Origin of the sequence: Olsenella uli (assembly GCF_901212655.1) — a bacterium.
Lineage (GTDB): Bacteria > Actinomycetota > Coriobacteriia > Coriobacteriales > Atopobiaceae > Parolsenella > Parolsenella uli_A.
Window position 1 is genome coordinate 1 of sequence record NZ_CAAKON010000001.1, and the last position, 26,927, is coordinate 26,927.

The following is a 26,927-nucleotide window of genomic DNA, read 5'->3' on the forward strand; positions in this document are numbered from 1 at the left end:
TGATGTTCTTGGGCTCGAAGGTGTCTGCCAAGGTCTGTCCCCTCTCGTGGTCCTGGCGCAGGCGCCGGCCCGGGGCCGCGCGCCGGCCCGGGGCCGCTAGTCGTTATTCCTGATCGAGATCTCGCCGTCGGCCACCTTGCGCAGGTGGGCGCCGTAGACGGACTTGCCGTAGGCCTCCGCGGCCTCACGCAACGCCTCGGTGTCGATCCAGCCGTTCTCCCAGGCGATCTCCTCGGGCACGGAGACGGGCAGGTCCTGCGCGCGCTCCACCGAGCGCACGAACTCGCCGGCCTCGTAGAGGCTCTCCATGGTGCCGGTGTCCAGCCACGCGTAGCCGCGGCCGAGCGTCACCACGGAGAGGCTACCGTCCTCGAGGTACATCTGGTTGAGGGCGGTGATCTCGAGCTCGCCGCGGGCGCTCGGCTTCACCCTCTTGGCCATCTCGCAGACGCGGCCGTCGTAGAAGTACAGGCCCGTGACGGCGTAGGAGCTCTTGGGCTCGGCCGGCTTCTCCTCGATGGAGACGGCGTTGTGGTCCTCGTCGAACTCCACCACGCCGAAGCGCTCCGGGTCATCGACGTGGTAGCCGAAGACCGTGGCGCCGCCCTCGCGCTCGGCGCGCCCGACGGCGCGGCGCAGGTGGCGGGAGAGCCCGTTGCCGTAGAAGATGTTGTCGCCCAGCACGAGCGCGCAGGGCTCGCCGGCGATGAACTCCTCGCCGATGATGAAGGCCTGGGCGAGGCCGTCCGGCGAGGGCTGGACGGCGTAGGAGAGGTTCACGCCGTAGCGCGAGCCGTCGCCGAGCAGGCGCTCGAAGTTGGGGAGGTCCTGCGGGGTGGAGATGACCAGGATGTCGCGGATGCCCGCGAGCATGAGGGTGGAGAGCGGGTAGTAGACCATGGGCTTGTCGTAGACCGGCAACAGCTGCTTGCTCGTGACGAGCGTCAGCGGGTAGAGGCGGGTGCCGGACCCGCCGGCGAGGATGATGCCCTTCATGTCTTTCCTTTCTCCCCCCAGCAGCCGTGAAGCCATGGCTTGGGTTTTCCCACATAACTAAAGGCCTAGCTTAGCGTAACGAGCGCGCCCGCCCGCGGCCGTCCGCCCTTCAACATGAAAGGAGTGGGGACACGATGCGTCCCCATCCCCTTCCTCATGAGCAGTAAAGCCCATTGCCGACGTCCTGCGTGCCGGCAGTCCGGCAGTCCGGCAGTCCGGCAGTCCGGCAGTCCGGCGAAATCCTAATCCTCGATATACCTCAGGATTCCGTTCCACGGCCTGTCGTAATAGCCGCGGATATAGATTTCCTTACCCGTCTGGTCACCAGGTTTGCCACCGGTGGCGCTGCCAAACTCATTAGCAGAGGCATGGACGAGCTTCTCGTCACCCATGTACACCGCGGTGTGATGACTCTCGTTTAGCAAGATGTCACCACGACGACGCTGGCTGAGGTCGGTGATCCACACGAAGTGACCACGGAGAATCTGCGAGCGCATGTTGCCGGTGTACGAGGCGCCATGCGTGTTGATGCCCGCCGAGCGAAGCGCCGTAATCACGAACGATGAGCAATCATAGTCGCCGCGCTCGCCCCAGCGATACGTCTGGTCGTAGCCGTGGGAGTCGTCATTCGCCATGTCGACCATGAACTTGATGTACGCGTTCACGGTGCGGGAATAGTCGTTGTCCAGAACGATGAGCACACCGTCGTTGTTTGCGGAGTAATACGTCTCGCCGTGCCAGTTGTGCACGTTGCGCTCGAGGTAGCCGGCGCCCACGATGCCATAGTGGGTGCTGCCGTCATCCAGGGTGAATAGACCGGTCTTGGCGCCGTAGAAGCCCTTTTGGTCATCGACCTCGGCAAGCCAGTAACGCTGGAGAGAGCCTCCATCATAGGCGCCCGTCACAAGCCAGCCGCCATTCGACTCGAGCTTGCCGTCGTTGTTGGAGAGCAAGACGAAGGAGCCCCAGGAGAGCTTGCCACGAAGGACGTAGCCCGCGCCGCCCATGCCAAAGCTGTGGGTACCGTCGCTCGCCACGAAGAACCCGCTCATGGCGGCATGGTCCTTTGCGTTCATGTAATAGCGCTGCAGAGCACCGCCGTCATAGGCGCCTGTTACGAGCCAGCCATCGCCAGAGGCAAGGCGGCCGTCGTTGTCAGCAAGGAAGACGCGACCCTGGCCGTTGTCGTACTTGCCGCGAACAACGGAGCCATCGGCCTTGGCATAGGCCCACCAGCCAGAGCCATCGGCGGGATTCACGAGCTCGTTGGTTGCCATGGACGCATCGGCCTTGAACCAGTAGCGCTGGAGACCGCCGCCAAGCTGGTCAGTCACGGCCCAACGCGAAACGGCAGCCTTACCGTCGTTGTCGGCAAGATACGTCTTGCCGACAGACGCCACATACTTGCCGCGAGCAACATATCCCTTGTCGGTTGAGTAGTGGTCCCAGCCGCTCTTGGAGTAGCCAACATGGATGGCGTGGTCACTCTCGACGTAGTAACGCTGCAGATTGCCGTTGTCGAAGGCGCCGGTGACGGTCCATCCGGTCTGGAGAAGCCTTCCGTCGTTGTCGGCGAGGTAGATAAGGTCGCCCAGCGTCAGCTTTCCGCGAAGAATGTAACCGTTGTCGAGTGCGTAGGCCCAGTAGCCGGACTTGGCGGCCTCACCGTTGTCGCCAACAAGGCGGCCCACAGCGAGCTTGCCATCGGCACCAATCCAGTAGCGCTGAAGGCCGTCGCCGCTGTGGCCATCAACGACCCACGAACTCTTGAGATACTGAGCGGCACCGTTGCTGTCATATCCGGTGATGTAGCGATTGTCAGACGTCCAGCCCGTCGGACCGTCCACCTTCACAGCAGCCATGTGCTTCGGAGCGGAGACGGCGCTCGACGAGGCGTCCTCAAGCGAGTCTATGGTGGGGAGCGTCGTGGCGTTCGCGGCCTTATCGGCAGCTGCGAGCTTGTCAGCAGCCTCGGAGTTGCCAGCCGTCTCGGACTCGTCGGCAACCTTGTCAGAGGGGCTCGAGGAATTCTCCTCGCCCGTGGCGGCATTCTCCGCGTCAGCCTTGGTGATGCCGGCCGAATCAGAGGAATCCTCGGTTCCCACACTCTCGGAAGAGACGTTTGCCGTGGAGTCTTCCACCTGAGTATCAGAGGCATCCTGAATGCCGGCAGAAGGCGCCGCAGCGGCTGCGGCCTCAACGGCAGCAAGCTCCTGAGCAACTGCGGCGTGTGGCGCAGCAGCGAGGGCCAGCCCAAGGCCCGCCGTGGCCACAAGGGCACCGTATCCCGCCTTGAATCTATTCTCCCTCATCAAAATAGTCCCTTCATGGTTGCAGATGAGTTCAGCTCACGTTTAGCCATGCTGCTCCGTGGGGCCAATTCCCGAGTCGATTTCCAGGCGCAATAATGGAAGATTCGAGATAGACGCCATCGTTCTGATAGCTTGTTGCGCAACAGCGGCCATTTCTCCGCCGATATATGAGAGACTTGGCAACCGGCAAGATACCCCTTGGCTCGGGCAGCCGACATGGCCAGACGCCGAGGATCCGGTACGTGCTAAGCCTCACGCGGCCCCGTTCCTGGCACCATGCCCCACCCAACAGAACAGGAGACCCCATGTCCCAGTACGATTACCTCGTCGTCGGCGCCGGTATCACGGGCGCCGTCTTTGCCCATGAGGCCAAGCGCGCCGGCAAGACGTGCCTCGTCATCGACCGCCGCGACCACGTGGCCGGCAACATCTACACCAAGGATGTCGAGGGCATCAACGTGCACGTCTACGGCGCGCACATCTTCCACACCTCCATGCGAGACGTCTGGGACTACGTCAACCGCTTCGCCGAGTTCAACAACTACGTGAACTCCCCCGTTGCCTACTACAAGGGCCAGGTCTACAACCTTCCCTTCAACATGAACACCTTCGCCAAGATCTGGCCGGGCGTCGCGACGCCGGCCCAGGCGCGTGCCAAGATTGACGAGCAGGTTGCCGCCGAGGGCATCACCGAGCCCAAGAACCTCGAGGAGCAGGCCCTCTCCCTCATTGGCCGCGACATCTTCGAGATCCTCATCAAGGGCTACACCGAGAAGCAGTGGGGCCGCGACTGCGCCGACCTGCCCGCGAGCATCATCAAGCGCCTGCCGGTGCGCCTCACCTACGACAACAACTACTTCAACGACCGCTTCCAGGGCATCCCCATGGGCGGCTACACGGCCATGATCGAGCGCATGCTCGAGGGCACCGAGGTGCGCTGCGGCGTGGAGTACAAGGAGCTCGTCGCCGAGCAGCCCGACATCGCCGACCGCGTCATCTACTGCGGCCCCATCGACGCCTTCTATGACTACAAGCTGGGCACGCTCGAGTACCGGAGCCTCCGCTTTGAGTCCGAGACGCTTGACGAGCAGAACCACCAGGGCGTGGCCGTGGTGAACTACACCGAGCGCGAGGTGCCCTACACGCGCATCATCGAGCACAAGCACTTCGAGTTTGGCACGCAGGAGAAGACGATCATCACCCGCGAGTACCCGGCCGACTGGAAGCCCGGCGACGAGCCGTACTACCCCGTCAACGACGCGCGCAACACCGCGCTCTACGAGCAGTACGCCGAGCTCGCCAAGCAGGAGGGCAAGGTCGTGTTCGCAGGCCGTCTGGGCGGCTACAAGTACTACGACATGGACAAGGCCGTGGCGGCCGCGTTCGACGTCATCCGCGCCGAGCTGGGCGTGGAGCCCACGGAGGCGTAGGGCTTGCGCGATCGCCTGACATACGGGCTTCGCAAGGTTGGGGCGGGCGCCGCGGTGGCGCTCGCCTCCCTTTTGCTGGCGGGATGCGCCCCGGCAGAGACGCCCATGGCCCCGGGCTCGCCGGATGCGCTTGCCAAGACGCTCGCCATGCGCTCGCTCACGCAGACGGAGCCGGCGCTCGCGCGCGAGTCGCTCGGCTCTCTTCAGATGCGGGCCTCCGCCTACGTGGACCACGCCGAGGACATGGCGTGGATCGGTGCGCACAGCACCTCGCCCTGGGACTATGCGGCGCTGAGCTCGTGGCAGAGCTACCATGCGCTGGCACTCAGCACGCGCATCTCGGGCGCCGTGGGCTACGTGCGGCACCTGCCGGCGGCGCTGCTCGCGGGAGACACATCGAATGAGCTGCCGCTTTTGCAGACGGGCCTTGGCACGGGGCTTCCCTACACCGGCGGCTTTGCGGCGGGGTCTGCACCCATCCTCTTCCAGTGGGACGAGCGCTGGGGCTATACGGACTACTGCGGCGACCCCTTGGGCCTCACCGGCTGCGGCGTTACCGTGGCGTCCATGGCCTACATGGGCATCACCGGCCGCACGGACATCACGCCTGCGGGCATGGCCGCGCTGGCCACGCGCCTGGGCGAGGCCAAGGGCGGCACCAACTCGACGCTCTTCACCAACCCCGAGTTCGAGGCGACGACCGGCATGGACGGCACGCGTCTGCGCGACAACGTGACGGCACTGGCGGACGCCGCCGGCTCGGGCGCGCTCGTGGCCCTCTCCGTGAAGCCCAACACGCTCGCGAGCGGCGGGCACTGGGTGCTCGTGGTGGGTCTCAACGCAGACGGCACGCTCAGCATCCACGACCCCAACTCGCCGGCGAACACCGCTCGTAGCTGGGACCCAGCCGAACTCATGGAGTACGAGAACGCGATGATCGCGTTAAGACCGCTCGAGTAGGGCCATCATGCAAGGCACCGGTCCAATAACGAAAAGGCCGACGGAGCGCCACCCGCGCGCCCGCCGGCCTTCCGAATGTGCCAACCACAAGTAGCGAACCGCGATTCCCTAAAGAGTTCGCTGGCCATTCGCCCGCCAGCTCACTCCCCCGCGTCGAGCCACTTCTTGCGAGAGACGAAGTTCCACACCATCACGACAGCCGTGGCAAAGACCTTCGTTGCCGTCACGGCAAGGGCAGAGTCGCCAAGCGCAGCCACACCCGCAAGCATGCAAAGCTCATTGATGATAAGACCAATGGCCGAGAGCACGATGAAGATGACAAACTCGCGCTGGAGGCTCATGTCATCGCGGTGCGTGAACACGTAGCGCATTGACGCCACGTAGTTGAACACCACGCTCACGCAGAACGAGATGCCCGCCGAGACCACCGGGTCCCAGCCAAGCCCCTGCGACAGAAGCATGAGCACGCCGTAGTCGATGAAAAACGCCATCGTGCCAACGACGCCAAACTTCAGGAACTGCTTGATGAGCTTGCGCACGCAGGCCCCCTTTCACATGACACACCCCGCTCACGCCGCACGGGCGCGGACGGGGCGCAGAGCCAGATCCCTTAGCCCAGGAGCTCGGTCACGCGGGCGGCAAGCTGGCCTGCCGGCACGGTGGCCTGCTCGTGGGTCTTCATGTCGCGGACGGTCGCCACGCCGGCGGCAACCTCGTCCGGGCCGATAACCACGCACAGACTCGCGCGGTGCTTGTCGGCCTGCTTGAACTGGGCCTTGAGCGAACGGCCCTGGTAGTCGGCCTCGGTGCGGATGCCCGCGCGGCGCAGCGCCAGCGTGGTGGAGAACACGTTCGGGCGCAGCTCGGCCTCGGTGCCGGCCACGTAGACGCAGCCCGGCTCCTCGCCGGCCAGGTCCACGCCCTCCGCCTCGAGCGCCAGCATGATGCGCTCGAAGCCCACGGCAAAGCCGATGCCCGGCGTGGGCTTGCCGCCCTCGAGCTCCATGAGGCCGTCATAGCGACCGCCGCCGCCAATGGCGCCAATCGCGGAGTCGGGCGCGTAGTCCACCTCAAAGACCGTGCGCGTGTAGTAATCCAGGCCGCGCACGAGCGTCGGGTCCTCGGTGTAAGCCACGCCTGCCTCGTCCAGGTAGCGCTTGACCTGCTCGTAGTGGGCCGCGCACTCCTCGCACAGGTTGTCGTGGGCCAGCGGTGCCGCCTTCATGACCTCGCGGCAGTGGTCGTTCTTGCAGTCGAAGGCGCGCAGCGGGTTGATCTCGGCACGCTCGCGGCACTCGTCGCACATCTCGTTGGCATGGTCGAGGATGAATTGGCGCACCTTCTCGCGATAGGCCGGACGGCACGCGGCGTCGCCCATGCTGTTGATGGCGAGGTGCAGGTGCTCGGGCGCCAGGCCCAGGCGCTTGTAGAAGTCCATGAGGATGATGATGCACTCAGCATCGGCCGCGGGGTCGGGCGCGCCCAGCCACTCGATGCCCACCTGGTGGAACTGGCGCAGGCGGCCCTTCTGCGGACGCTCGCCGCGGAACATCGGCTCGGCGTACCAGAGCTTCACCGGCGCGCCACCCTGCGGCACGAAGTTGTTCTCCACCGCTGCGCGCACCACGCCGGCCGTGCCCTCGGGGCGCATGGCCAGGCGCTGCTTGGGCTTGAGGCCGCCCTCTCCGCCTGCCTCGAAGATACGGTCCAGCAGGGCACCGGAGAAGACGCGGAACATCTCCTTGCGCACGACGTCCGTGGACTCGCCGATGCCGTGGACGAACGTGGCGACCTGCTCCATCGCCGGTGTCTCAATCGCGTCGAAGCCATAGGGCGCAAACGTCTCGCGGGCCACCGCCTGCATGCGCTCCCATGCGCGCATGTGCGCGCCGTACAGGTCCTCGGTGCCCTCTGCCTTGTGTGCCATGCTGGGGTCCCTCCGCTAAAGCCTTATGAATTCACAACCTCTTAGTATATCGCGGCGCCCGGATGTCCCAAGGCGCACCAAAGGGCATAATGACGCGCGAGCAATGGCAAGGCCACGGGCACCGCCCAACTCGTGCGGTGCCCAACCGATATGGAGGGGGTTCCATGCGAGAGTTTCGCAACGACTATTCCGAGGGCGCGGCGCCCGAGGTGCTCGCCGCCATCGCCCGCGTGAGCCAGGAGCAGAACGTGGGCTACACCGAGGGCGACGCGCACTGCGACCACGCGCGCCAGCTTATCCGCACCATGTGCGGTCAGCCAGATGCCCAGGTGGAGTTCTGCATCGGCGGCACGAGCACCAACGTCATCTGCCTGAACGGCATGCTCCGCCCCTGGGAGGGCGTGATCTGCACGCCGGACGCCCACATCGTGGTGCACGAGACCGGCGCGCTCGCCGCCTGCGGGCTCACGGCGCTGCCCACGCAAGACCGCGACGGCTTCCTCACGCCCGAGGCCGCCGAGCACGTCTGGCAGTTCCAGACCTCGACCGGGCGCCACATGACCATCCCCGCCGCCATCTACATCACCAACACCACCGAGCTTGGCGGCGTGTGGACGCGTGAGCGCTTCGACGCCATCTGCGACTGGGCCGAGGGCCACGGCCTGGGCATCTTCCTGGACGGCGCACGGCTGGGCAGCGCCCTCACCGCCGAGGGCAACGACCTGTCGCTTCGCCACATCGCGAGCCGCGTGGACGCGCTCTACATCGGCGGCACCAAGAACGGCCTGCTCATGGGCGAGGCCGTGGTCATTAGCGGCAAGGGCCCGCACGCCCAGCGCCTGCGCGAGGCCTTCCCCTACCTCGTGAAGGAGCGCGGCGGCCTGCTTGCCAAGGGCTACCTGCTGGGTGCCCAGTTCGAGACCCTCTTTGCCCGCGAGGGCGTGGATGCCGAGGGGAACGCCTGGGCGTGCGAGGAGGGCGAGGAGCTCTACTGGCGCCAGGCCCGCTCGGCCAACGAGTGCGCGGCGCGCCTTGCCGCCGGCCTTGAGGCCGCGGGCCTCGAGCCCTACGGCAACTCCACGAGCAACCAGCGCTTCTTCGCGGTGGACCCCGAGCGCGCCGAGAAGCTCTCCGAGGCAGCCGGCTGCGAGACCTTCTACACCCTCGACGACGGCCGCAAGGTCATTCGCTTCGTCACCTCCTGGGCCACCACCCAGGCAGACGTCGACGACCTCCTCGCCTTCGCCCAGACCCTCTAGCCCGAGGCGCCCCGGGCGCCACACAACAAGCCCCCTCAAGAGGCGAGCCAAGCGCGCCTCCGGCAGGGGTCGCGCCCACGAGTACGAAGCGCCCCGGCGGCACGGTCCGTGAAGGCGAAGGCTGAGAGACTTCGCGCAGCGAAGTGACCTGAGCCTCGCGGACCATGCCGCCGGGGCAGCTGGCGAACACAAAGCGCGGGCCCTACCGGAGGCGCTCCACCAGCTTGTCTCCCGCCTCGGAGAACACTATGCCGCAGAAGATCAGCACGAACCCCACCAACAGCTTCGGCGTCAGCAGCTCGTAGCCAAAGGCCACGGAGAACGCCACGCCCGACGGGCTCTCGAGCGAGGAGAGCAGGGCGCCCGCCGTGGGGTCCACCTTCGTGAGCGCGTAGTTGAGCAGCGCGAGCGTGCCAAACGAGCACACCACCACGAGGAACGCGAGCGAGACCACGTTGCCCGCGCTGAAGAGCTCGGGCGCCGGCGGCCGCTCCGTGAGCAGCGCGCCCACGGCCACGATCGCCGCGATGGTCACGAACTGCCAGAAGGTGAGCGCCCAGACGTCTTTGTCCCGCCCCTCGGCCGCAACGATGACCATCTCAAGCGCGTAGAACACGGCGCCCACGAGCGTGAGCAGGTCGCCCACGTTGAGGGGAAGGCCGTTGTCGAGCATCACGAGGCCCATGCCCACCAGGCTCACCGCCGCGGCGATGACGCTCGTGCGCCGCGGCCGGCCCTTCCCCATAGCCCAGGCGCAGAACGGCACCAGCACGCAGTAGACACCCGTGAGGAAGGCGTTCTTGCCCGGCGTGGTGTGGACGATGCCAAAGGTCTGGAACACGTACGCCAGCCCGTAGAAGATGCCGAGCACCACGCCCGTCCGCACCACCGGCGCGCTCAGGTTGGCGCGAATCCGCCTCCAGAACACCGCGAGCATGATGAGGCTCGAGAGGCCAAAGCGAATGAGCAGCAGCCAGAACACCGGGAACTCGGCCGTGACGTCCTTCATGACGAAGAACGAGAAGCCCCAGGCGAGCGCGCAGGCAACTATCAGCAGCTTGTTGAACCAGTCGGCGTCAAGCAGGCCGCGACCGGGCGCGGGCGCCACCCCGGCCCCGCTCACGAACGGCTCCCAAGCAGGTCGAATCCCACGTAGGAATCCAGCAGCTCGTCTGCCGCGGAGACGTCCTGCTTCACGACGGACGCCTGCACGCCCACGACGTAGGCCCCGGAGGCCTTGCCGGCGGCGATGCCCACCGTCGAGTCCTCGAACACCACTACGCCCTCGGGCTCCACGCCAAAGAGGCTCATCGCCTTCTGGTAGGGCTCGGGGTCGGGCTTGTGCCTTGCAACCATGTCGCCCGTGACAATGACGTCGAACGCACTCACAAGCCGGAAGCGGTCGAGCAGGGTGAGGATGCGGGCGCTCACCGTCGTGGAGACGAGGCCGAGCTGCACGCCCGCCGCTCGCAGGCTCGCGAGCAGCTCGCGCAGGCCGTCGTAGACGCGCAGGTCTGGGTCGAGGTAGGTCTCGGGCGTCTCGGCAGGGTCCGTGCGCACGGAGTTGAACTCCTCGAAGCTGTGCTCCACCCCGTACTTGGCAAAGAGGGCGGGGATTTCCCTGTGCCCGCTCACGCCCGCCAGGCCCAGGCAGTCCTCATAGGTCACCGGAGCGCCAAGCTCGTGGAAGATGCGCATGTTGCGCCGGGCCGCAAGGGGCTCGGAGTCCACGATGACGCCATCGCAGTCGAACAGGACGCACTCGATGTGCGAGGGACGAGCCACGGCTGCCCCCTCTCCGCCCGCAGGGCCCTGCGGGCTCACGAAGGTCGATACGGGCGAGGCTGGCAGACCGGGCAGAGAGAAGCCGAGGCGAGCCAGGCTCACGCATTCCGGCAACGCACCGCCGGAATACGAAAAAGGCCAGAGGCAAATGCCCCTGGCCTCTCAAGTTCACTGGAGCCAGCTACCAGACTTGAACTGGTGACCCCCGCTTTACGAGAGCGGTGCTCTACCAACTGAGCTAAGCTGGCAACTCCATGTGGGCCGAACTCTCGTCCAGCGCGGGTTCACACTATAGCGGAACTACGTGCGCTCGCGCAAGCAGAAATATCGACAATCTTGGCATGGGCAAATCTGGCTGGCAGGCTGACTCATGCCGAAATGAGTCAAAGTAGACGGCAGGCTGACTCACCGGACGGCAGGCTGACTCAAAACGGACTCGGGGAGCGGGCCTGCGCACGACCCGCTCCCCGGAGGGCGCCTAGGCCAGCAGCTTGATGACGCCGCGGACGAGCGCCTCGAAGTCCGCGTCATAGCCGCGCGCCACCTCGAGCACGCTCTCGTGGGTGACGCCCGCCTCGCCCGCCTTGTTGGCCGCGAGCGTGAGGCCGAGCACGTTCATGCCGAGCGCGTGCGCCATCGTGGCCTCGCACACGAGCGACATGCCCGCGAACGACGCGCCCAGCACGCCCAGCATGGCCACCTCGGCGGCCGTCTCGAAGCTGGGGCCAAGCTGCCCGGCGTAGATGCCCTGCTGCAGGTCAATGCCTTGCTCGGCCGCCACGCGGGCGGCAAGGCCGCGCAGGTAGGGCGTGTAGGTGTCCGTCATGTCCACAAAGGGCGAGTCCACCACGGAGAGGTCCTCGCGCTCGATGAGCGGGTTCATGCCCGTGAGGTTGATGTGGTCCGTCACGAGGCCCAAGCCCACGCGGGCGCGCCCCGCCACCGCACCCGTGGAGCAGGCGAAGATGATGTCGCGGCAGCCAAGCTTGTGGGCGTGGCGCACGAGCGAGCTCACCTGCGCGGGCGTGTAGCCCTGGTAGAGGTGAACGCGGCCGGGGTAGACCACCACGGGTACCTCGTCCAGCGTGCCAATCATGACCTCGAACTTGTGCCCCGCCACGGGCTGCGCGCCCGAGGGGAAGCCCTCGATGTCCGCATACGGGATGCGTCGCACGGGTTTCACCAGCGCCGCCAGCGCCCCGAGGCCGCTGCCCAGCACGATGGCCACCGGATGCTCCACGCTCGCACGGCACCCCTCGACAACCTTCTCGTCAACCACAAGGATCCCCTCCCTCTCGAGCAGCTCGGCGGCAACGCCCGAGCCTCTCACGAGTCTGCCAGTGAAGCTCCCATCGTAGACCTCGCCGGAGCCGCAGGCCGGGCTCTTCGCCTTCAGGACGGCGAGCGGCCGGGACAAGTCCCGTGCGCGGTCGAGCGCCGCCCGCGCCCCGGCCTCGTAGGCACGCGTCACGTCCGCGCCCCCGCGCGTCAGCACACGCTCCCCCACGCGCTCGGCGGCGGGCCTTGGGCACGGCAGGCCACCGTCCATCTCCGGGCACACGCCCACGACGCGCCCGCCCGCCGCGCGCACGCGCTCGGCAAGCGCCCGCACGCAACAAGAAGGGCGAGCGGCGCCGTCGTAGCGGCACCGCTCGCCCAACAGGCATCTGCTGACGAGAATGTCCACGGATCCCTTACGAGCCCAAGGTGTAGAGCTGGATCGTCGCGGCGGAGAGCAGGCCGTTCACGTAGCTCGTCCATTCGGAGCTAGCCGTGCTGGAGCTGGTTGCGTACTGCTGGTAGGCCACGTAGTAGGCCTTCTGGGCCTGGGCGTAGGTGGCGGAGTCGGCCGAGAAGGTCTCGCTGGAGAGGGCCTCGTAGTACGGGCCGTCCGTGCGGGCCCACGTGTTGTTGGCGCTGTCCCACTCGTCACCGAGCAGGCCGACGATGTAGGCGCCGTAGGTGCTGTTGGCCTGGTCCTCGGTGCCCTCAGCCGGGGTCTCCGGCGCGGTGGGGGCGGTGCCGGCGTCGGTGCTCACAACCTGGCTCTTGAGCTTCTTCATGACCGCGCTCTCGCGCACGATCTCCTTGGCCTGGTCCTCGGTGAGGTTATAGCTCGAGGCAATGGAGGAGAAGTCAGAGGTACCGGTCATCTGCTCGGCATAGGAGGAGAGCTCGTCATCGGAGACGGAGATGCCCTTGGCCTCGGCCTCCTTGGCGAGGATGCGATTGCGCGCAACGGAGAGCGCCGTGTCGGCGGAGGGCAGGGTGTACGAGCCGTCATCGGTCTTGGCGGCGTCGAGGGAGGTCTGGGACTCGATGGCGTCCTTGACGCTCACGTTCTCGGTCTTGCCGTCGTAGGTGTAGGTGGCGATGGTCTTGTCCAGGTCGCCCTCGGCCACGGTGGTCTGACCGGAGAAGGTGGCAGACGCACTGCCTCCGCCCAGGACGAAGTGACCCACGAGCACGCCCACGACGAGCGCGATGATGGCGCAGGCGACGGTGACGACGATGCCGTTGGCACCGCGGCCCGCACGGGCGCTGTCAGTTCTTGCCATGTAAGACTCCTCAGGAAACTGGCCCCTCCCAGGGGCCGCGAAACTACCGGGAAGATTCTACTTCCCCTCGGCAGCCTTAACGATCTCTGCCGACTGGACCTTCACATACCCTCGGCCATTTTCAGCATCGAAGCTGATGCGGTCCACGAGCGCGGCCTTGGACTCGGCAGAGGCCTCGCCCTGGACGAACTCGAGCATGGAGGCGAGCATGTCGCGGTAGCCCGGGTCGCCGTGGAAGCACTGGATGGCCTCGTCGAGCAGCGGCCAGACCTTGTCGGAGAGCTCGGCAGACTTGGAGCCCAGGCGGGCGAGCAGCCTGAACGACGCGATGCGCACGCGCGAGGAGGTCTCGTCAAAGAGCGATGCCTCGGCGCCGTCATAGGCCTGGACCACGACGTCCGGGCGCGCGGTGGCAAGCTCGTAGAGGGCGTCCAGCGACTCCCAGCGCGTCTGCGCCTCGGGGCGGAACAGCGCGTCGGCAAGCGCCGGCACCACGGCGTCGAGCTTGCCCTCGAACTGGTCCTGGTGGTCGCGCGCCATCTCGGCGAGCATATGCGAGGCGTCCTGCCTAATGCGGCGGTTGGGGCCCGCGAGCTCGCTCATGAGGCGGTCCAACATCGTCACGGTGCCGGCGCCAAAGCGGGCGCCGGCCTTCTCCTGCACGGTCTTTTCGGCCATAGTCCTTCCTTCCGGGGTAACTCCCCCATTGTTGTCATCTGCCGCGACGCGTCCTAGGCGTGGTCGTGTCCGCAGCCGCAGCCGTCGCCATGGCCGCCGCAGCACTCGTGGCCCTCGTCGTGGCCACCGCAACCACACTCGTGGTGGTCGCAGCCCTCGTCCTCGAACTGGCTCGTGTCGAGCTTGGACCAGTCCAGGCCAGCGGCCGCCGCATCGGCCTGCTCGGCATAGAGCAGCGCGATGGCCTGCGTGCCCAGGCGCTTGCCGCCAATCTGGCAGAGCATGTCATAGAGGGTGTAGGCGGTCTCGCAGCCCGGCAGGGTGATCTCGAGGTCCTCGGACTGGCTGATGGCGAGCCCGATGTCCTTGCGGAAGTGCTCCACCAGAAAGCCCGGCTTCCAGTCGCCCTCGAGCACCTTGGGGCCAAGGTTGGTGAGGGCCACCGAGGAGCCCATGCCCGTGCCCACCATATCCAGCATGAGCTTGGGATCGAGCCCGCCCTGCTCGGCCAGCGCCACGGCGTCGGCCATGCCCACCATGCAGCTCGCAAGCGAGACCTGGTTGCAGAGCTTGGCCGTCTGGCCCTTGCCCGCGCCACCAAAGTAGAAGACCTTGTCGCCAAAGGTCTCGAGCACGGGCAGGATCGGCGCCGCGTCCTGCTCGGTGCAGCCAAGGATCAGGGTCAGCGTGCCGGCGATGGCACCACCCTCACCGCCCGTGACCGGGCAGTCCACGGCATGCTTGTCCTCCACCTCGGCCGCGTCGTGGATGTCGCGGGCAAGCTGGGGCGAGGAGGTGGTGAGGTCCACGAGCCAGGCGCCCTTCTTGGCGGCACGAACCAGGCCCTCGCTTGCCAGGTAGACGTCCTCGACGTCTGAGGGGTAACCCAGCATCGTGAAGACGATGTCGGCGTCCGCGGCAGCCTTGGCGGGAGAGTCGGCCCAGGCGGCTCCCTTGGCAACGAGCGCGTCTGCCTTGGACTTTGTACGGTTGTAGACCGTGACCTCGTAGCCGGCGTCGAGGATGTGGCCGGCGATGGGCGCACCCATGATGCCGGTGCCTACGAAGGCGATCTTTGGCTTGCTGTTGGTCATGCTCTTCCCTTCGAGAACACGCCGCGGGCGCTTGGGCGCCCGCGGCGGAATGGCGATGCTGTATGTATGGCCGGCTCACGTCGTTTGGCCCGGCAACGGCTTGCCCACAGGCGGCAACTCCGCCGCATGGGCCCGAACCGTGGGCGCCCCACCTGCCCGGCCAGCCGGGAACGGGGCCCATGCGAGGCAGGGCCCGGGGCCACGGGGCCCGCTTGCCTGCCTAGCCCCGCGCCCCACGCACACGACGTGCGAGCTTGTCGGTAAACGAGAGCGTCTCCCTGCGGTCCTTGCCCCAGAAGACGCAGGCCACCATGCCCGGCCCCACGTGCGCGCCAATCACCGGCGACACGGTGCTGAAGATGATGGGGATGTCCGAGCAGCCGGGCTCCTTGCGAACCTGGTCGGCAAGCCACTGGGCGTCCTTCTCCGCGTCCGAGGACACAATGCCGATGGGCATGTGCGTGATGACGCCCTCGGAGCCGATGTAGTTGGCCTTGAAGTCCGCGAGGATGGCACGCAGGGCCTTCTTGCGGCCGCGGCACATGCCCCGCAGCGTGAGGGTGCCGTTGAGGTCATAAGAGAGCTCGGGCTTGATGTCGAGCTTGCCGCCAACCTGCGCGGCAGCGGGCGGGATGCGGCCGCCGCGGGCCAGGGAGTCGAAGGAGTCGAGCGTGAAGTAGCCCTGGATGTAGAAACGGGCCTCCTCCGCCCACTCCACGAGCTCCTTGGCGGTAAGGCCATTGCCCACCTGGCGCACCGCCTCGATGGCAAGCAGCTCGGCCGCCGCGCTCGGGCAGAGGTTGTCCACCACGTAGAGCTCGTAGCCGGGGTGCGCCTCCCTTACCATCTCAGCCGCTTGGCGCGCGGCGTCGACGCTCGAGGAGAGCCCTCTCGTGAACGAGAGGTACACGGCGGGCACGCCAGACGCAGCCACCCGCTCGAAGACCTCCATGTAGTGGCCCGGCGTCACCGCGGAGGTGGTGACGTGCTCGCCCTTACGCATGCGCTCGTAGAACTCGTGCGGGTCCATGGACTGCCAGAGGTCATCGGCGTGCTCGCCGTCCGCCATGACGAACGGGAAGCTGACGACCTCCACGCCGAGCGCACGGGCAACCTCGGGCGCAAAGTCCGCGCACGAGTCCACGATGATGCGGCACTGGCCATCGCGCCGGTAGCTTGCACCCACCTCGCGCGCAAACGCCGCAGGGGCGACCTCCCCCGAGCCCTGTACCGGCTCGGAAGAGACCGCCTCCACAGACGCCGCGGCCGCGGCCCCCATGGGGGTCGCGGCCTCAATGTTAGAGTCGACAGTCGTGTCGTTACTCATCTGGCTCCTCGATCTTGGGCTTGATGATGCCGTAGCCACCGTTCTTGCGGCGATAGATGACGTTCACCAGGCCGGTCGTGGAGTTGGTGAACACATAGAAGTCGTGACCGATGAGGTCGGTCTGGACAAGGGCCTCTTCCTCGCTCATCGGCGGCATGTCGATGACCTTCTCGCGCACAAGCTCGTCGTCCTCCTCGGGCAGCGGCTCGATGAGGTCTGCGAGGTCCTCGTGGACGAGCTTGGGCTGGGCGGCGGTGACGCGCTGGCGGTGGTCGATGACCTTGGTCTTGAACTTGCGCAGCTGGCGGGTCACCTTGTCCGCCGCGATGTCGATGGCGGCGTACATGTCGGGGTCTGCGGACTCGACGCGAACCACGTTGTCGCGGACGCGAACGGTGACCTCGCAGATCGCGGCCTCGGGGTTGGAGCGGTTCTTCTCCACGCGGAGCACCACGTCGCACGTCATCGGCTGAATGTCGAACACCTTGAGGGCGTCGCCGATCTTTTCGTCAACGTAGTCGTGCAGGGCGTCCGTGACCGTAACCTTGCGCCCAGAAACCTTGATGTCCATCGTGCCTCCGTTCGTCGGACCTGCAGTGCACGTGCCAGGGAGACCCTCCCGTCAGACGCCTCCCCGCGATTCCGATAGGGCGGAACCTCGTATTGCTTCTGGTACCCAACTCCGGCCGATTAGTGTCCTTGATTTCCAACTCGTCGGATGAGCGGCACGAAGCTGTCGGGAAGCTGACTACCCGGCGATGTTCACCGCGTTGGCGCCCGCCGTGGAGCCGTCCTGGCCGCCCGTGGCACCCATCACCGCCTCCGCGCCACTCCCCACCGCGGTGTCCGCCGGGGTCACGGAGGACATGGTGACGCCCTGCACCTGCGTGTCCGGCGTGAGCGGGCACATGCCGCCGAGCCACTTTGCGCGGAGCACGTCGAGCACGCCGTTAGTGCTCATGGCGTCAAACGCCTCGGTGACCTGCTCCCGCAGGACGGCATTGGAGGGGTTCACGGCAACGCCCACGGAAACCGGCGCGTCGACGGAACCCGCGAGCGCGATGTCAGGGTAGCCCGCCTGGAGATAGGCGCCGGAATAGGCGTCGCAGAGCACGTAGTCGACAGACCCGGACTCGAGCGCGGCGAAGGCGTCGTTGAGGTTCGAGTAGGTCTTCGCCGCGGCCTGAAGGTCACTGCGCTTGAGCAGCTGCTGCGAGAGCGAGCTCTCCTGCAGGCCCACGGTCTTGCCCATGATGGCGCCGCGCTCGACCGTGCCCTCGGCGCCCTTGTGGAAGAAGGCCGTGGCCGCCTCCGCGTAGGAGCCCACCACGGTCATGCTCCCTGAGTTGCCCGCCTCGGCGCCCATGACGATATCGCAGCCGGCGGAATCTGCCTGGGAGGCGTCGCCCACAGAGACGAAGGAGACGGTGAGGCCGAGCTCGTCCGCGAGGGCATAGGCAACGTCGACGTTGTAGCCGGCATGGCCACCGTCGGAAGAGCTCACGAGCATCGGCACGGAGGCCGAGGACTCGAGGCCCACGGTGAGCACGCCGTTCTCATGGATGTCTGGGGAGGTGACCTTCGGCGACAGCTTGGTGCCGGCCTTGGCCTCCTCGATGGTGGGGGCAGAGATGGCGGAGAGCGCCTTGCCCAAGCCCGCGTCCAGCGCTTGGGCGGCCTTGCCGGGAAGCTGGAGGGCGGTGTCTCGAGCCTCCGTGGCAGAGCAGGCAGAAAGGCCAAGCGTCACTGCAGACGCAACCAGCACCACGCCAATGCGCCGGGCCGCTCTCATGCGTGTCATCGAGTCTCCTCGCTCCCAGGGACGCCTGGCGCCCCGTGCATCTCCCATGCGGTGACAGGCAGGCCCCTGCCGCCTCGTGGCGCGTCCGAGGACCCGCCCATCAGGTCGTCTCGTTCAGCTGACCTGGTATTTGACCCCACACTCGCGCACTGGGGCGGCCGCTTTGGAGACCGTGGCCCCCTCCACTACTGACCCTCTCGCCCGCGGGGCAGGATACCCCAGGTTTGTGTACGGGCGGTGCGGCTTACCTCTAGGACGAGCCATGCTCGCCCGAACGCGCGCGTCCGGACTTACGTGGATCCCTTTGCCCTCGTCTGGCATGGACTTGGGAGGCTGTCGCGGGCGGCGCCCACGGCTCGGCCGCGCGCGGACTTGGCCCCTTGGCCTCCGCCGCGCTCGGCGTCTTGTCCTCCCGCAACCACAGACCTGAACAAGACTTTCGAATTATAGCAGGTCATTGATGGTAAGCGCGGAACTACCACGTTCGCGCGAGGGCACAGGCCGTCACGGACTCCGCCCCGGCCTCGCGAAGGGCGGCGGCGCACGCGCACATCGACGCCCCCGTGGTCACCACGTCGTCTACCAGCAACAGCGAGAGCCCAGACACGTCCGCCACGACCTCCACCGCCCCGCGCGCGTTGGCCTGGCGCTCGCTCCTTCCCAACCGGCGCTGGTCCCTCGCCCGTGGGCGTGCGAGCACGTCTGCCACGGGAAGGCCCATCATGATGGCGAGGACCGCGGAGACCGGCTCCATGTGGTCGAAGCCGCGGCGCCGGTAGGCAGCCGTGGTTGCCGGCACAAAGCAGACCGCGTCGACCTCGTCCTCAGAGAACCGCGCGGCCCCGTCCGCCGCGGGCCAGAGCGAGGCCTCGTCGAGCGCACATGCCATGATGGCCGCGATAACGGGCGCGAGCCTGCGCTCGCCACCATCCTTGTGGGCAATGGCGAGGGACCTGCCCGGCCCCTCGAGCGGCAGCGCGCAGACGCAGGCGCGCGTCTCCCACGGCTCGCCGCGTGGGGCGTCGCACTCCGTGCAGGTGACCCATCCGTTTGGGGCGCCGCAGTTGGGGCAGGCCCACCGCTGGCACAGCCACGGCAGGCGCCCCCTGCACTCCAGGCACAGAAGCTCGCCTGGCTTGTCGCAGCACACGCAGCGGGTTGGCCACGCCAGCTCGAGCAACCCCTCGGCCACAGGCTCAATCAGCTCTTCCGCCAAAGGTCTCAATATCGACACAAAAGCCCCCTTCACGCCACAGATGGGCGCGAAGGGGGCCTCGGATTGACGAGATTGTAGCAGGAACGCTAGCGGTCGGTTCCGGCAACGGCGGCCAGGATGAGCTGATCAAGCACACCCGCGAGGTCGCGACCGGCGGCCTTCATCATCTCGGGGAAGCGCGAGTAGCGCGTAAGGCCCGGAATCGTGTTGACCTCGTTGAGGATGACCTCGCCCTCGGGAGTCACGAAGAGGTCGACGCGCGCGAAGCCCGAGCAGTAGAGTGCGCGGTAGACGGCGAAGCCCGTCTCTCGCACGCGTGCCATCTCCTCGTCCGAGATCTGGGCGGGGCACCTCAGCGACGAGTTCATCGTGCTTGCGTCGGCACCGGCCGTCTGGTCCTGGTGGATGTGGAAGAAGCCGCCGTCCGTGACGACCGTCTCGTCAACGACGCCCATCTCGAGCTCGCCCGACGCGTCGCCGATGATGGCACAGCCAACCTCGGTGCCCACGATGGCCTCCTCCACGGAGACCTTGGGGTCGAGGGCGAAGGCAATCTCGAGCGCACGGCCCATCTCGCCGGAATCGGAGACCTTGGAGACGCCATACGAGGAGCCGCCGCGGGCGGGCTTCACAAAGACCGGGTAGCCACCGCAGGCCTCGACCGCCGCCGAGACGTCATCTGCCGAGCAGCCGCGATAGAGGACCTCGCACGAGGGCACGCGGATGCCGGAGGCACTGGCAAGGCGGTGCGAGGCGTCCTTGTCCATGCACACCGCGCTCGAGAGGACGCCGCAGCCCACATAGGGCACGCGGGCACTCTCGAGCAGCGCCTGGGTGATGCCGTCCTCGCCGCCCTGGCCGTGGAGCACAGGAAGGGCAACGTCCACGGCCACGCGGCGCAGCGTGCCGTCGGACTCGTGACGGAACAGGCCACCCTCCTCGCCCGGAACCACCACGACGGGCACCACGTCGTGCGCCGCCCAGGCGTCGCCCTCGCACACGTCCGCGACGTCACCGGTGTAGTGGAGCCACGTGCCCTCACGCGTGATGCCGATAAGCTCGAGCTCGTAGTCGAGGCCCGAGAGCTCGGACAGGACGTTCGTGGCGGAGCGCAGGGAAATGTCGTGCTCAGACGAGGTGCCTCCGAACAGCACCGCAACGCGAAGGTTCTGACTCATGGATGCTCCTTTTATGGCCGCGCGTGCGCGCGGAACTCAGCGCCCCGCCGCCCGTACGGCAGGGCCATCAATCACGTCACACCATCCTAGCAGGAGCCGGCGCGGTCCCGGCGGGCGTCACGAGGCCGACAGCATCAACAGGACCACGGGACTTTCGCACATCAGAACCGTGACGCCGAGGTCTGGACTCGCGAAGGGCCCGCCCGGCGCCCCTCAGCAAGCAGGGCCATTCGAGCACCGGCCTCGCAACCCAAAGAACGCGAGGGCATTGCTCCACAGTGCATCGTAGGTCTCCCGCCTCGCCGAGAGTCCCGCCTCCTCGCGCACGTCGGCCACGCAGGCAGCGGAAAGGGCCACCATGCCGGGCTCGCATTCCTCGCCCCTAAGCGGCACGGGCGCCATGTAGGGACAGTCCGTCTCGCTCAGCAGCAGGTCTTCCGGGCAGGCCGCCGCAGCCTCTCGGATGTCGTCGCTGCGCTTGAAGGTCACCGCGCCGCCAAAGGCAACGTGGCATCCGATCTCGGCAAACGGGAGCAGGGTCTCCGCATTTCCCGTGTAGCAATGCAGGTCGCAGCCACACGGCGGGACACCCACCTCGCGCAGCAGCGCCAGGGCGTCGGCATGCGCCTCGCAGGCCTCGTCGTCCCTGGCGTCTCGAATGTGCAGCTCTGCCGGAAGGTCGCGGGCGGCGGCAATGGCCAGCTGCTCGCGAAAGCAGGCCAGCTGGATGTCGTGCGGAACGTCGCAGGTGTAGTCGAGGCCAATCTCGCCCACGCCTACGCAGCGCGCGCTCGTCAGCAGCTCCCCCATGCGGCCTCGGCACGCGTCATCGAACTCGGCGGCGCCGTAGGGGTGCACGCCGGCGACGATCCGCACGTCTATGGGAAGCTCGCGCGTCACGCCGGCGGTCATCGGATGGCCGGGGAACTCGCGCGGGGCAAGGCCGGCCTCGGCATAGCGCGGTAGCAGCAGGCGCGCGCGGGAGATGGCGTCCTCGACGAAGGTAAGGAGCTCGGCGGCGCTGCGCGCCGGAGCCGCCGGCTCGGCGCCCATGTCGGGGTCCGCACCGGCGCCGGGCACGCAGTCCGTAAGGGCATCGAGCGGAACCACGAGCAGCCTCACGCCGGCAAGCGCCGCGCGAACGATGGCCCGCGCCGGGTCATGACCCCAGAAGGCCGTGAGGTGGCCGTGCGTGTCCGCCAATGGGGCCAGCGGCCGGGGCCACTCCCTCGCCTTGCCCTTGCGAGTGTGGAAGAGCTCGCCGTCCGCCAAGGAGAGGTCCTCCTCGACATCGGCAAGCACGGCCGCAGGCTGCTCCATCACCTAGGCCCCCTCAGGCCGAGTGGCGTCGCCAAGGCACGAGGCGAGCCGCACGAAGTCCTGCGGGGCCAGGGACTCGGCTCGCGCCGTAGGCGAGATGCCCGCTCGCTCAAAGGCAGCGTCGAGGGCAGCCTTCTCGTAGCCGTTAGAGGACATGGAGTTGCGGATGGTCTTGCGGCGCTGGGCAAAGGCCGCGTCAATGGCTCTCGACGTCTCCGCGATCTGCGCCTCGGTGAGCTCGATGCCCGAACCCTCGTCAACGGCAGCCTGGCGCTCGATCCTCACCACCGCGGAGTTCACGTGGGGAGCCGGCATGAAGCACGTGGGCGGCACCTCGAAGCGGCCGGTCGCCTTGCCGCGAAGGGCGAGCTTCGCCGTGTAGGCGCCATAGGCCTTCGTCCCGGGGACGGCACAGATGCGGTCGGCAACCTCTGCCTGGACCATCACGACAGCCGCCTGGAGCGAGGGGTGCTCCGCCAGGTACTTGAGGATGATTGTGGCGGCCACGTTGTACGGGAGGTTCGCCACGAGCATGTTCGGCTCGGAGCCGTCGGGCAAGCAGGCGACGCCGCAGACCTCGTCCCATGAGACCTTGAGCGCGTCTCCCATCACATAGGAGAAGCTAGGGAACTCATGCGCCAGGTCTGCCAGCACGGGCTCGAGCGTCTGGTCTGCCTCGATGGATACGACGCTGCCCGCATGCGGCAGCATGCCAAGCGTCAGCGTGCCGATGCCCGGGCCCACCTCAAGCACCCGACTGGCGCCATCAAGCCTGGCAAGGTCGAGGATATTGGCAATGACGTGGTCATCTACCAGGAAGTTCTGCCCAAGGCGATGCTTGGTGGCAAGGCCAAAGCGCTCGAGCATCTGGCGCGTGGCCGTGGGGTTCGCAAGAGGTGACGCAGGCATGCGGCTCCTTTCGGACACTCGTTGGGCAACCGAGAAAACCAAAGCCGCCCGGGCAGGACCCCGGGCGGCAAGCAAACAACTCGCTACCTGGAGGTCTCCAGGCGCGGGAACAGCGGGTCGCCCTTGGTCACGGGCACATCACCCGCAAGCTGGCCCCAGGCGCAAATCCCGGCCAGGTCATCGGTCGAGACCTCGCCCTCGCAGGAGATGCGGCGCAGAGCCTCCGCGCTCGTCTCGGGCATGAAGGGCATGAGCAGGTGCGCCGTGATGCGGATGGACTCGATGAGGTCGCAGATGACGGCGGCAAGCTCATCGTGCTTTGCCGGGTCCTTGGCGAGCGCCCAGGGCTCGGTGTCCTCAATGTAGTGGTTGGCGGCATGCACGAGCTCCATGACCTCGGCCGTCGCCTCGTGATAGGCAAACTCCCCCATCTTCGCGGCATAGCGGTCCACGATGCCGTCGGCAACGGAGCGCAGGGGGTTCTCGCGCTCCGCCCAACTGGCGGGGACGGTGGGAACCTTGCCGTCGAAGTACTTGGCGCTCATGTTGAGGGAGCGGGAGACGAGGTTGCCCCAGCTGTTGGCAAGGTCCGTGTTGTAGACCTGCTCCATGCGGCCAAAGGAGATGGCGCCGTCGGTGCCGGGGGTCACGTCGCTCATGAAGTAGTAGCGGTAGCCCTCGACGCCCAGCATGTCGATGACCTCGCGCGGGGCAATGGCATTGCCGCGGCTCTTGGACATCTTCTCGCCCTGGCCGGTCTCCTCGTTCTTGACCATGAGGAAGCCATGGGCAAACACGCGCTCCGTCACGGGCAGGCCGGCGGCCATGAGCATCGCGGGCCAGATGACGCAGTGGAAGCGGATGATGTCCTTGCCCACGATGTGCACCTGCGCGGGCCAACGCTTGGCAAACTCGGCCGCCGCCTCCTCGCCGGGCTGGCCATAGCCCACGGCAGTGAGGTAGTTGATGAGCGCGTCGAACCACACGTAGGTGACGTGCTTCTCGTCGAACGGCAGGGGAATGCCCCAGTCAAAGCTCGTGCGCGAGATGGAGAGGTCGTTGAGGCCGCCCTCGACGAAGGACACGACCTCGTTACGGCGGATCTCCGGCTCAACGAACTCGGGGTGCTCGCGATAGAGCTTGAGCAGTGGCTCCTGGAATGCGGAGAGCTTGAAGAACCAGCTCTCCTCCTTCACGCGCTCGAGCGGACGGTGGCAGTCCGGGCAGAGGTGCTGACCCTCGGTGTGGTTCTCCTCGTCCTCGTGGCGCACCTGGGTCTCGGTGAAGTAGGTCTCGTCGGGCACGCAGTACCAGCCGTCATAGCTGCCCTTGTAGATGTAGCCCTTGTCCTTCAGCACCTCCCAGAGGTGTTGTACGGCACGCGTCTGGCGGTCCTGCGTCGTGCGGATAAAGTCGTCGTTGGTGATCTCGAGCTCGCCCCAGAGGTCCTTGAAGGCGGGAACGAGCGAGTCGCACCAGGCCTGGGGCGTCATGTCGTGTGCGGCGGCAGACTGGGCGACCTTCTCGCCGTGCTCGTCAAGGCCGGTGAGGAACTTGACGTCGTAGCCCATGGAGCGACGGAAGCGCGCCTGGACGTCGGCAAGGATCGTGGAGTACGCCGTTCCCAGGTGCGGGGCGGCGTTCACGTAGTAGATGGGCGTGGTGATGTAGAACGAGGGCTTGTCTGCCATGCTTACCTCTTCTTGAATCGTGCGCGGCCAATGATGCCGGCGCAGGCGAATGAGCCGTCGGTCATTGTAGCGCGACGGATCTACGCGCCAATCGCTCGCAAGGCCACCGCGTCGGGAACATGCGGTGCCGAGGCCCCACGGCCCCTCACAGCTCCCGCGCCGCCCGGGGGAGTATTCGCACGCAATCGCCACGACGCCACGCTGTGCGGCGCCGCACTGCCCAACATGACACGATGCTGCGTGATGCGCGGCGTGACGCGCCGCGTGGCGCTGCGCAAGGGATTCCTATTCGCCTGCGATGGCAACAACGCGGTCGTACGCTTCGGAGCGCGAGACGCCATAGGCTCGCGCGACCCTCTTTGCGAGGGCGCTCTTTGCGGTTCCCACCGCCAAGCCAGCCCGAATCGCATCGTCAAGGGATGGCGCGACGTCCGAGGACTCCGCCTCGCCCGAAGAATCGGACACGAAGCCCGTTGACCCCAAGGAGGCCAGCTCCACCTGGAGGAGACGCTTCTCCCGCTCCGCCAGCTCTGCGTCTGAGGGGCCCTCCACGACGATGACGCACTCCCCCTTGATGCCCTCCCGAGCCCTCACCTCTGACGCGAGGACAGGCGCGAGGTCCCTCACGCATTCCTCGTGCACCTTGGTAAGCTCGCGAACGAGAGCCACCCTCCTCGAGGGGAAGGCCTCGGCAATCGAGTCGAGGCTTGCGGCGACGCGATGCGGAGACTCATAGAAGACCAGAGCGCCAGGCACCGAGGCCAGCAAGGCGAGCCTTCGCGCCCGCTCCCCCACCTTGCGCGGCAGAAAGCCCTCAAAGAAGAAGTGGTCCATGGCAAGCCCCGAGACCACGAGCGCACAGGTGACCGCACTGGGTCCAGGAATGACCTCAACGGGAAGACCTTCATCGAGCGCCGCGTCAACAAGCTTCTGCCCCGGGTCGCTCACGCCCGGCATGCCGGCGTCTGAGACAAACGCCACGCGTCTTCCCGAGCCCACGCGCGCAAGGACCTCGTCAACACGGCCCTCGATGACATTCTCGTCACAACGCTCGAGAGGAACGTGAACGTCAAACCGGGCAAGAAGCTTGGAGGTAACCCGCGTGTCCTCACAGAGAAGCACATCCGCGGAGCGAAGCGTCTCGATCACGCGCGGAGAAGCATCTGAGAGATTGCCAATGGGCGTGCCAACGAGAGAGAGCATCCCTCCGCGGTCGAAAGACTCAGTCATTAGTCGAACATGCCCTTCTCGAAACTCGATAGTGCGATCCGCGCGTCCCAACTCGACAGCTTGCCCTCGGTCTTCCAGGTCTGGAAGAACCAGCCAACTGAACCAGAGAACGAGGCCATCTGGCCAGCGGTGTACACGCGCTCAAGGGCGATGCGCCCCTCGGGGGTCATGCCGGCGTCCGCAAGGGGAAGCGCGGCGGACCACTCGCCCACCATGACGGGAAGCCCGCTCTTTTTGGCCTTCTTGAGATACGAGGCCGTCTCGTTCACGAGGGTTCGCACGCCCATGGGGCCCGCGGCATTCATAGACTCGGCATAGTGATAGAGATGGCAGTCGAGCCAGACGTTCTCATAGCGCTTCGGCGCCATGAAGGCACGCCACGAAGAGGGAACGCCAGCGTCATGCACAACAAAGGCGGGCTCGGGCCCGGCGGAAGCGCGCACGACCTCATACGCATCACGATAGAAGTTCCTCAGCAAGTGAGGGGAAACACCCTCAGAAACCGAGAACCCATGACGCGAACGACCCTGAATGGAGTCGATGGGAGAAATGCCGAGGAAATTGGAACGACTCTCATACCGCGAGCACAGAGCGCCAAGGACATCCAGCATCGCACGCCTAAAGGAATCGACCTCGCCAAAGAAACTAGCTGGCGAGCTGGGGTCATCACCCGGAGCGCTGGCAATGACGAGGAGCACGTTGATGTTGTACTCCTCGGCCCAGTCAAACGCCTGGTCAACATATTCGATGCAACCCGCAGAAGGTCCAGGCATGGGGCCGTCGGCGCCAAAAACAAACCAAGGGACCTGGAGCCGAACTGAGTCGAACCCTCGAGAGGCGATACGCTCGAAATCGACCTTGCCGATAAAGCTGTCGCGATGAGTGGATACAAGCTGATTGAACTTGGACGCCTCGAGCGAAGTTGAGAGCGACAGCTCATCAAACGCACCCGTACCTGTAAACAAAGAGGGGGTAACCCAAGGCTCAAGGACAAGCCAGCCGGAAAGATTGACGCCATGAAGGGGCTTGGGACTATCGAAAACAGCCATAGGGCAACCTTTCAAAAGGCAAGCAAGAAGCACTCGCGGGCTAACTGAAAGGAAGTGTAGCAGCGTATCCGGACATTAAGTGCCGCAACAAGTAAGCACGCAAAGGCATCGGAGGGCCGCCCGCGAGTCTCAGGCGTGCCTGCGTCCCCTTGCCGGGGACCGGCCCCGCCGGGGGGCCGCGCAAGCAGAGGGGGCCCGCCCCGGCCG

23 protein-coding genes and 1 tRNA gene are annotated in these 26,927 nt (G+C 66.6%); 3 read left to right on the top strand and 21 right to left on the bottom strand.

Translation table 11 applies throughout. From position 1 onward, the window contains the following. Positions 1-96 precede the first annotated feature (96 nt). Positions 97-996 carry a glucose-1-phosphate thymidylyltransferase RfbA gene (gene rfbA, locus EFAMC2_RS00005; protein ID WP_154025733.1) on the bottom strand — a complete coding sequence of 300 codons (900 nt, stop codon included), beginning with the start codon at positions 994-996 and terminating at the stop codon, positions 97-99. A 242-nt stretch (positions 997-1,238) separates the two neighbouring features. Further along, on the bottom strand, positions 1,239-3,308 hold the full coding sequence (locus EFAMC2_RS00010; protein ID WP_222838487.1) for an NlpC/P60 family protein: 2,070 nt from the start codon (positions 3,306-3,308) through the stop codon (positions 1,239-1,241). A 305-nt stretch (positions 3,309-3,613) separates the two neighbouring features. Between EFAMC2_RS00010 and glf the strand changes: the two genes are divergently transcribed. Next, positions 3,614-4,738, top strand: coding sequence for a UDP-galactopyranose mutase (gene glf, locus EFAMC2_RS00015; RefSeq protein WP_154025735.1), 1,125 nt, complete (start codon positions 3,614-3,616; stop codon positions 4,736-4,738). Between the two features lie 3 nt (positions 4,739-4,741). Beyond that, positions 4,742-5,698, top strand: coding sequence for a papain-like cysteine protease family protein (locus EFAMC2_RS00020; protein WP_154025737.1), 957 nt, complete (start codon positions 4,742-4,744; stop codon positions 5,696-5,698). A gap of 140 nt (positions 5,699-5,838) precedes the next feature. Here the strand turns inward: EFAMC2_RS00020 and EFAMC2_RS00025 are convergent, their stop codons facing one another. Next, on the bottom strand, positions 5,839-6,237 hold the full coding sequence (locus EFAMC2_RS00025; RefSeq protein ID WP_154025739.1) for a GtrA family protein: 399 nt from the start codon (positions 6,235-6,237) through the stop codon (positions 5,839-5,841). A 71-nt stretch (positions 6,238-6,308) separates the two neighbouring features. After that, positions 6,309-7,625, bottom strand: coding sequence for a histidine--tRNA ligase (gene hisS / locus EFAMC2_RS00030; protein WP_154025741.1), 1,317 nt, complete (start codon positions 7,623-7,625; stop codon positions 6,309-6,311). Between the two features lie 164 nt (positions 7,626-7,789). Here hisS and EFAMC2_RS00035 point away from each other — a divergent pair, with 164 nt between their 5' ends. After that, positions 7,790-8,884 carry a threonine aldolase family protein gene (locus tag EFAMC2_RS00035; RefSeq protein ID WP_154025743.1) on the top strand — a complete coding sequence of 365 codons (1,095 nt, stop codon included), beginning with the start codon at positions 7,790-7,792 and terminating at the stop codon, positions 8,882-8,884. Between the two features lie 202 nt (positions 8,885-9,086). Here EFAMC2_RS00035 and EFAMC2_RS00040 read toward each other — a convergent pair whose 3' ends face one another. From EFAMC2_RS00040 to EFAMC2_RS00120, 17 genes are all read right to left on the bottom strand, one after another. Next, positions 9,087-10,007, bottom strand: a complete 921-nt coding sequence (locus tag EFAMC2_RS00040) for a DMT family transporter (protein ID WP_154025745.1) — start codon at positions 10,005-10,007, stop codon at positions 9,087-9,089. Beyond that, positions 10,004-10,669, bottom strand: coding sequence for an HAD family hydrolase (locus EFAMC2_RS00045; protein WP_187325046.1), 666 nt, complete (start codon positions 10,667-10,669; stop codon positions 10,004-10,006). Before EFAMC2_RS00045 ends, EFAMC2_RS00040 begins: the two co-directional genes overlap by 4 nt. 172 nt (positions 10,670-10,841) lie before the next feature. Then, positions 10,842-10,917 (bottom strand) — tRNA-Thr (locus EFAMC2_RS00050). A 230-nt stretch (positions 10,918-11,147) separates the two neighbouring features. Beyond that, positions 11,148-12,356, bottom strand: a complete 1,209-nt coding sequence (locus EFAMC2_RS00055) for a purine-nucleoside phosphorylase (protein WP_154025749.1) — start codon at positions 12,354-12,356, stop codon at positions 11,148-11,150. 7 nt (positions 12,357-12,363) lie between these two features. Then, positions 12,364-13,227, bottom strand: coding sequence for a hypothetical protein (locus EFAMC2_RS00060; RefSeq protein WP_154025751.1), 864 nt, complete (start codon positions 13,225-13,227; stop codon positions 12,364-12,366). Between the two features lie 57 nt (positions 13,228-13,284). Next, a complete protein-coding gene (locus tag EFAMC2_RS00065; protein ID WP_187325047.1) occupies positions 13,285-13,905 on the bottom strand; it encodes a hypothetical protein in 621 nt (206 codons plus the stop codon). A 53-nt stretch (positions 13,906-13,958) separates the two neighbouring features. Next, the gene (locus EFAMC2_RS00070) at positions 13,959-14,999 is read right to left on the bottom strand and encodes an NAD(P)-dependent oxidoreductase (protein ID WP_154025753.1); all 1,041 of its coding nucleotides are present in this window, start codon (positions 14,997-14,999) and stop codon (positions 13,959-13,961) included. A 220-nt stretch (positions 15,000-15,219) separates the two neighbouring features. Further along, positions 15,220-16,326: a DegV family protein gene (locus EFAMC2_RS00075; RefSeq protein WP_261979934.1), complete on the bottom strand. Its 1,107-nt coding sequence runs from the start codon at positions 16,324-16,326 to the stop codon at positions 15,220-15,222. Next, entirely contained in the window at positions 16,319-16,897 is a 579-nt protein-coding gene (gene hpf / locus EFAMC2_RS00080; protein ID WP_154025755.1) for a ribosome hibernation-promoting factor, HPF/YfiA family, read from the bottom strand. Before hpf ends, EFAMC2_RS00075 begins: the two co-directional genes overlap by 8 nt. Before the next feature lie 177 nt (positions 16,898-17,074). Next, on the bottom strand, positions 17,075-18,127 hold the full coding sequence (locus tag EFAMC2_RS00085; RefSeq protein WP_187325048.1) for a substrate-binding periplasmic protein: 1,053 nt from the start codon (positions 18,125-18,127) through the stop codon (positions 17,075-17,077). A gap of 475 nt (positions 18,128-18,602) precedes the next feature. Beyond that, entirely contained in the window at positions 18,603-19,343 is a 741-nt protein-coding gene (locus EFAMC2_RS00090) for a ComF family protein (RefSeq protein ID WP_187325049.1), read from the bottom strand. 86 nt (positions 19,344-19,429) lie between these two features. Then, the gene (locus tag EFAMC2_RS00095) at positions 19,430-20,521 is read right to left on the bottom strand and encodes a D-alanine--D-alanine ligase family protein (protein ID WP_154025761.1); all 1,092 of its coding nucleotides are present in this window, start codon (positions 20,519-20,521) and stop codon (positions 19,430-19,432) included. Between the two features lie 213 nt (positions 20,522-20,734). After that, the gene (locus EFAMC2_RS00100; RefSeq protein ID WP_154025763.1) at positions 20,735-21,841 is read right to left on the bottom strand and encodes a TatD family hydrolase; all 1,107 of its coding nucleotides are present in this window, start codon (positions 21,839-21,841) and stop codon (positions 20,735-20,737) included. A 3-nt stretch (positions 21,842-21,844) separates the two neighbouring features. Further along, the gene (gene rsmA / locus EFAMC2_RS00105; protein WP_154025765.1) at positions 21,845-22,750 is read right to left on the bottom strand and encodes a 16S rRNA (adenine(1518)-N(6)/adenine(1519)-N(6))-dimethyltransferase RsmA; all 906 of its coding nucleotides are present in this window, start codon (positions 22,748-22,750) and stop codon (positions 21,845-21,847) included. 83 nt (positions 22,751-22,833) lie between these two features. Then, entirely contained in the window at positions 22,834-24,441 is a 1,608-nt protein-coding gene (metG, locus tag EFAMC2_RS00110) for a methionine--tRNA ligase (protein WP_154025767.1), read from the bottom strand. Positions 24,442-24,726: 285 nt separating this feature from the next. Continuing rightward, complete coding sequence (rsmI, locus tag EFAMC2_RS00115; protein ID WP_154025769.1) at positions 24,727-25,671, bottom strand: 16S rRNA (cytidine(1402)-2'-O)-methyltransferase; 945 nt, start codon at positions 25,669-25,671, stop codon at positions 24,727-24,729. Continuing rightward, positions 25,671-26,444 (bottom strand): glucan 1,3-beta-glucosidase, encoded by a 774-nt coding sequence (locus EFAMC2_RS00120; protein ID WP_261979935.1) that lies wholly within the window; start codon positions 26,442-26,444, stop codon positions 25,671-25,673. Before EFAMC2_RS00120 ends, rsmI begins: the two co-directional genes overlap by 1 nt. Between the last annotated feature and the right edge of the window lie 483 nt (positions 26,445-26,927).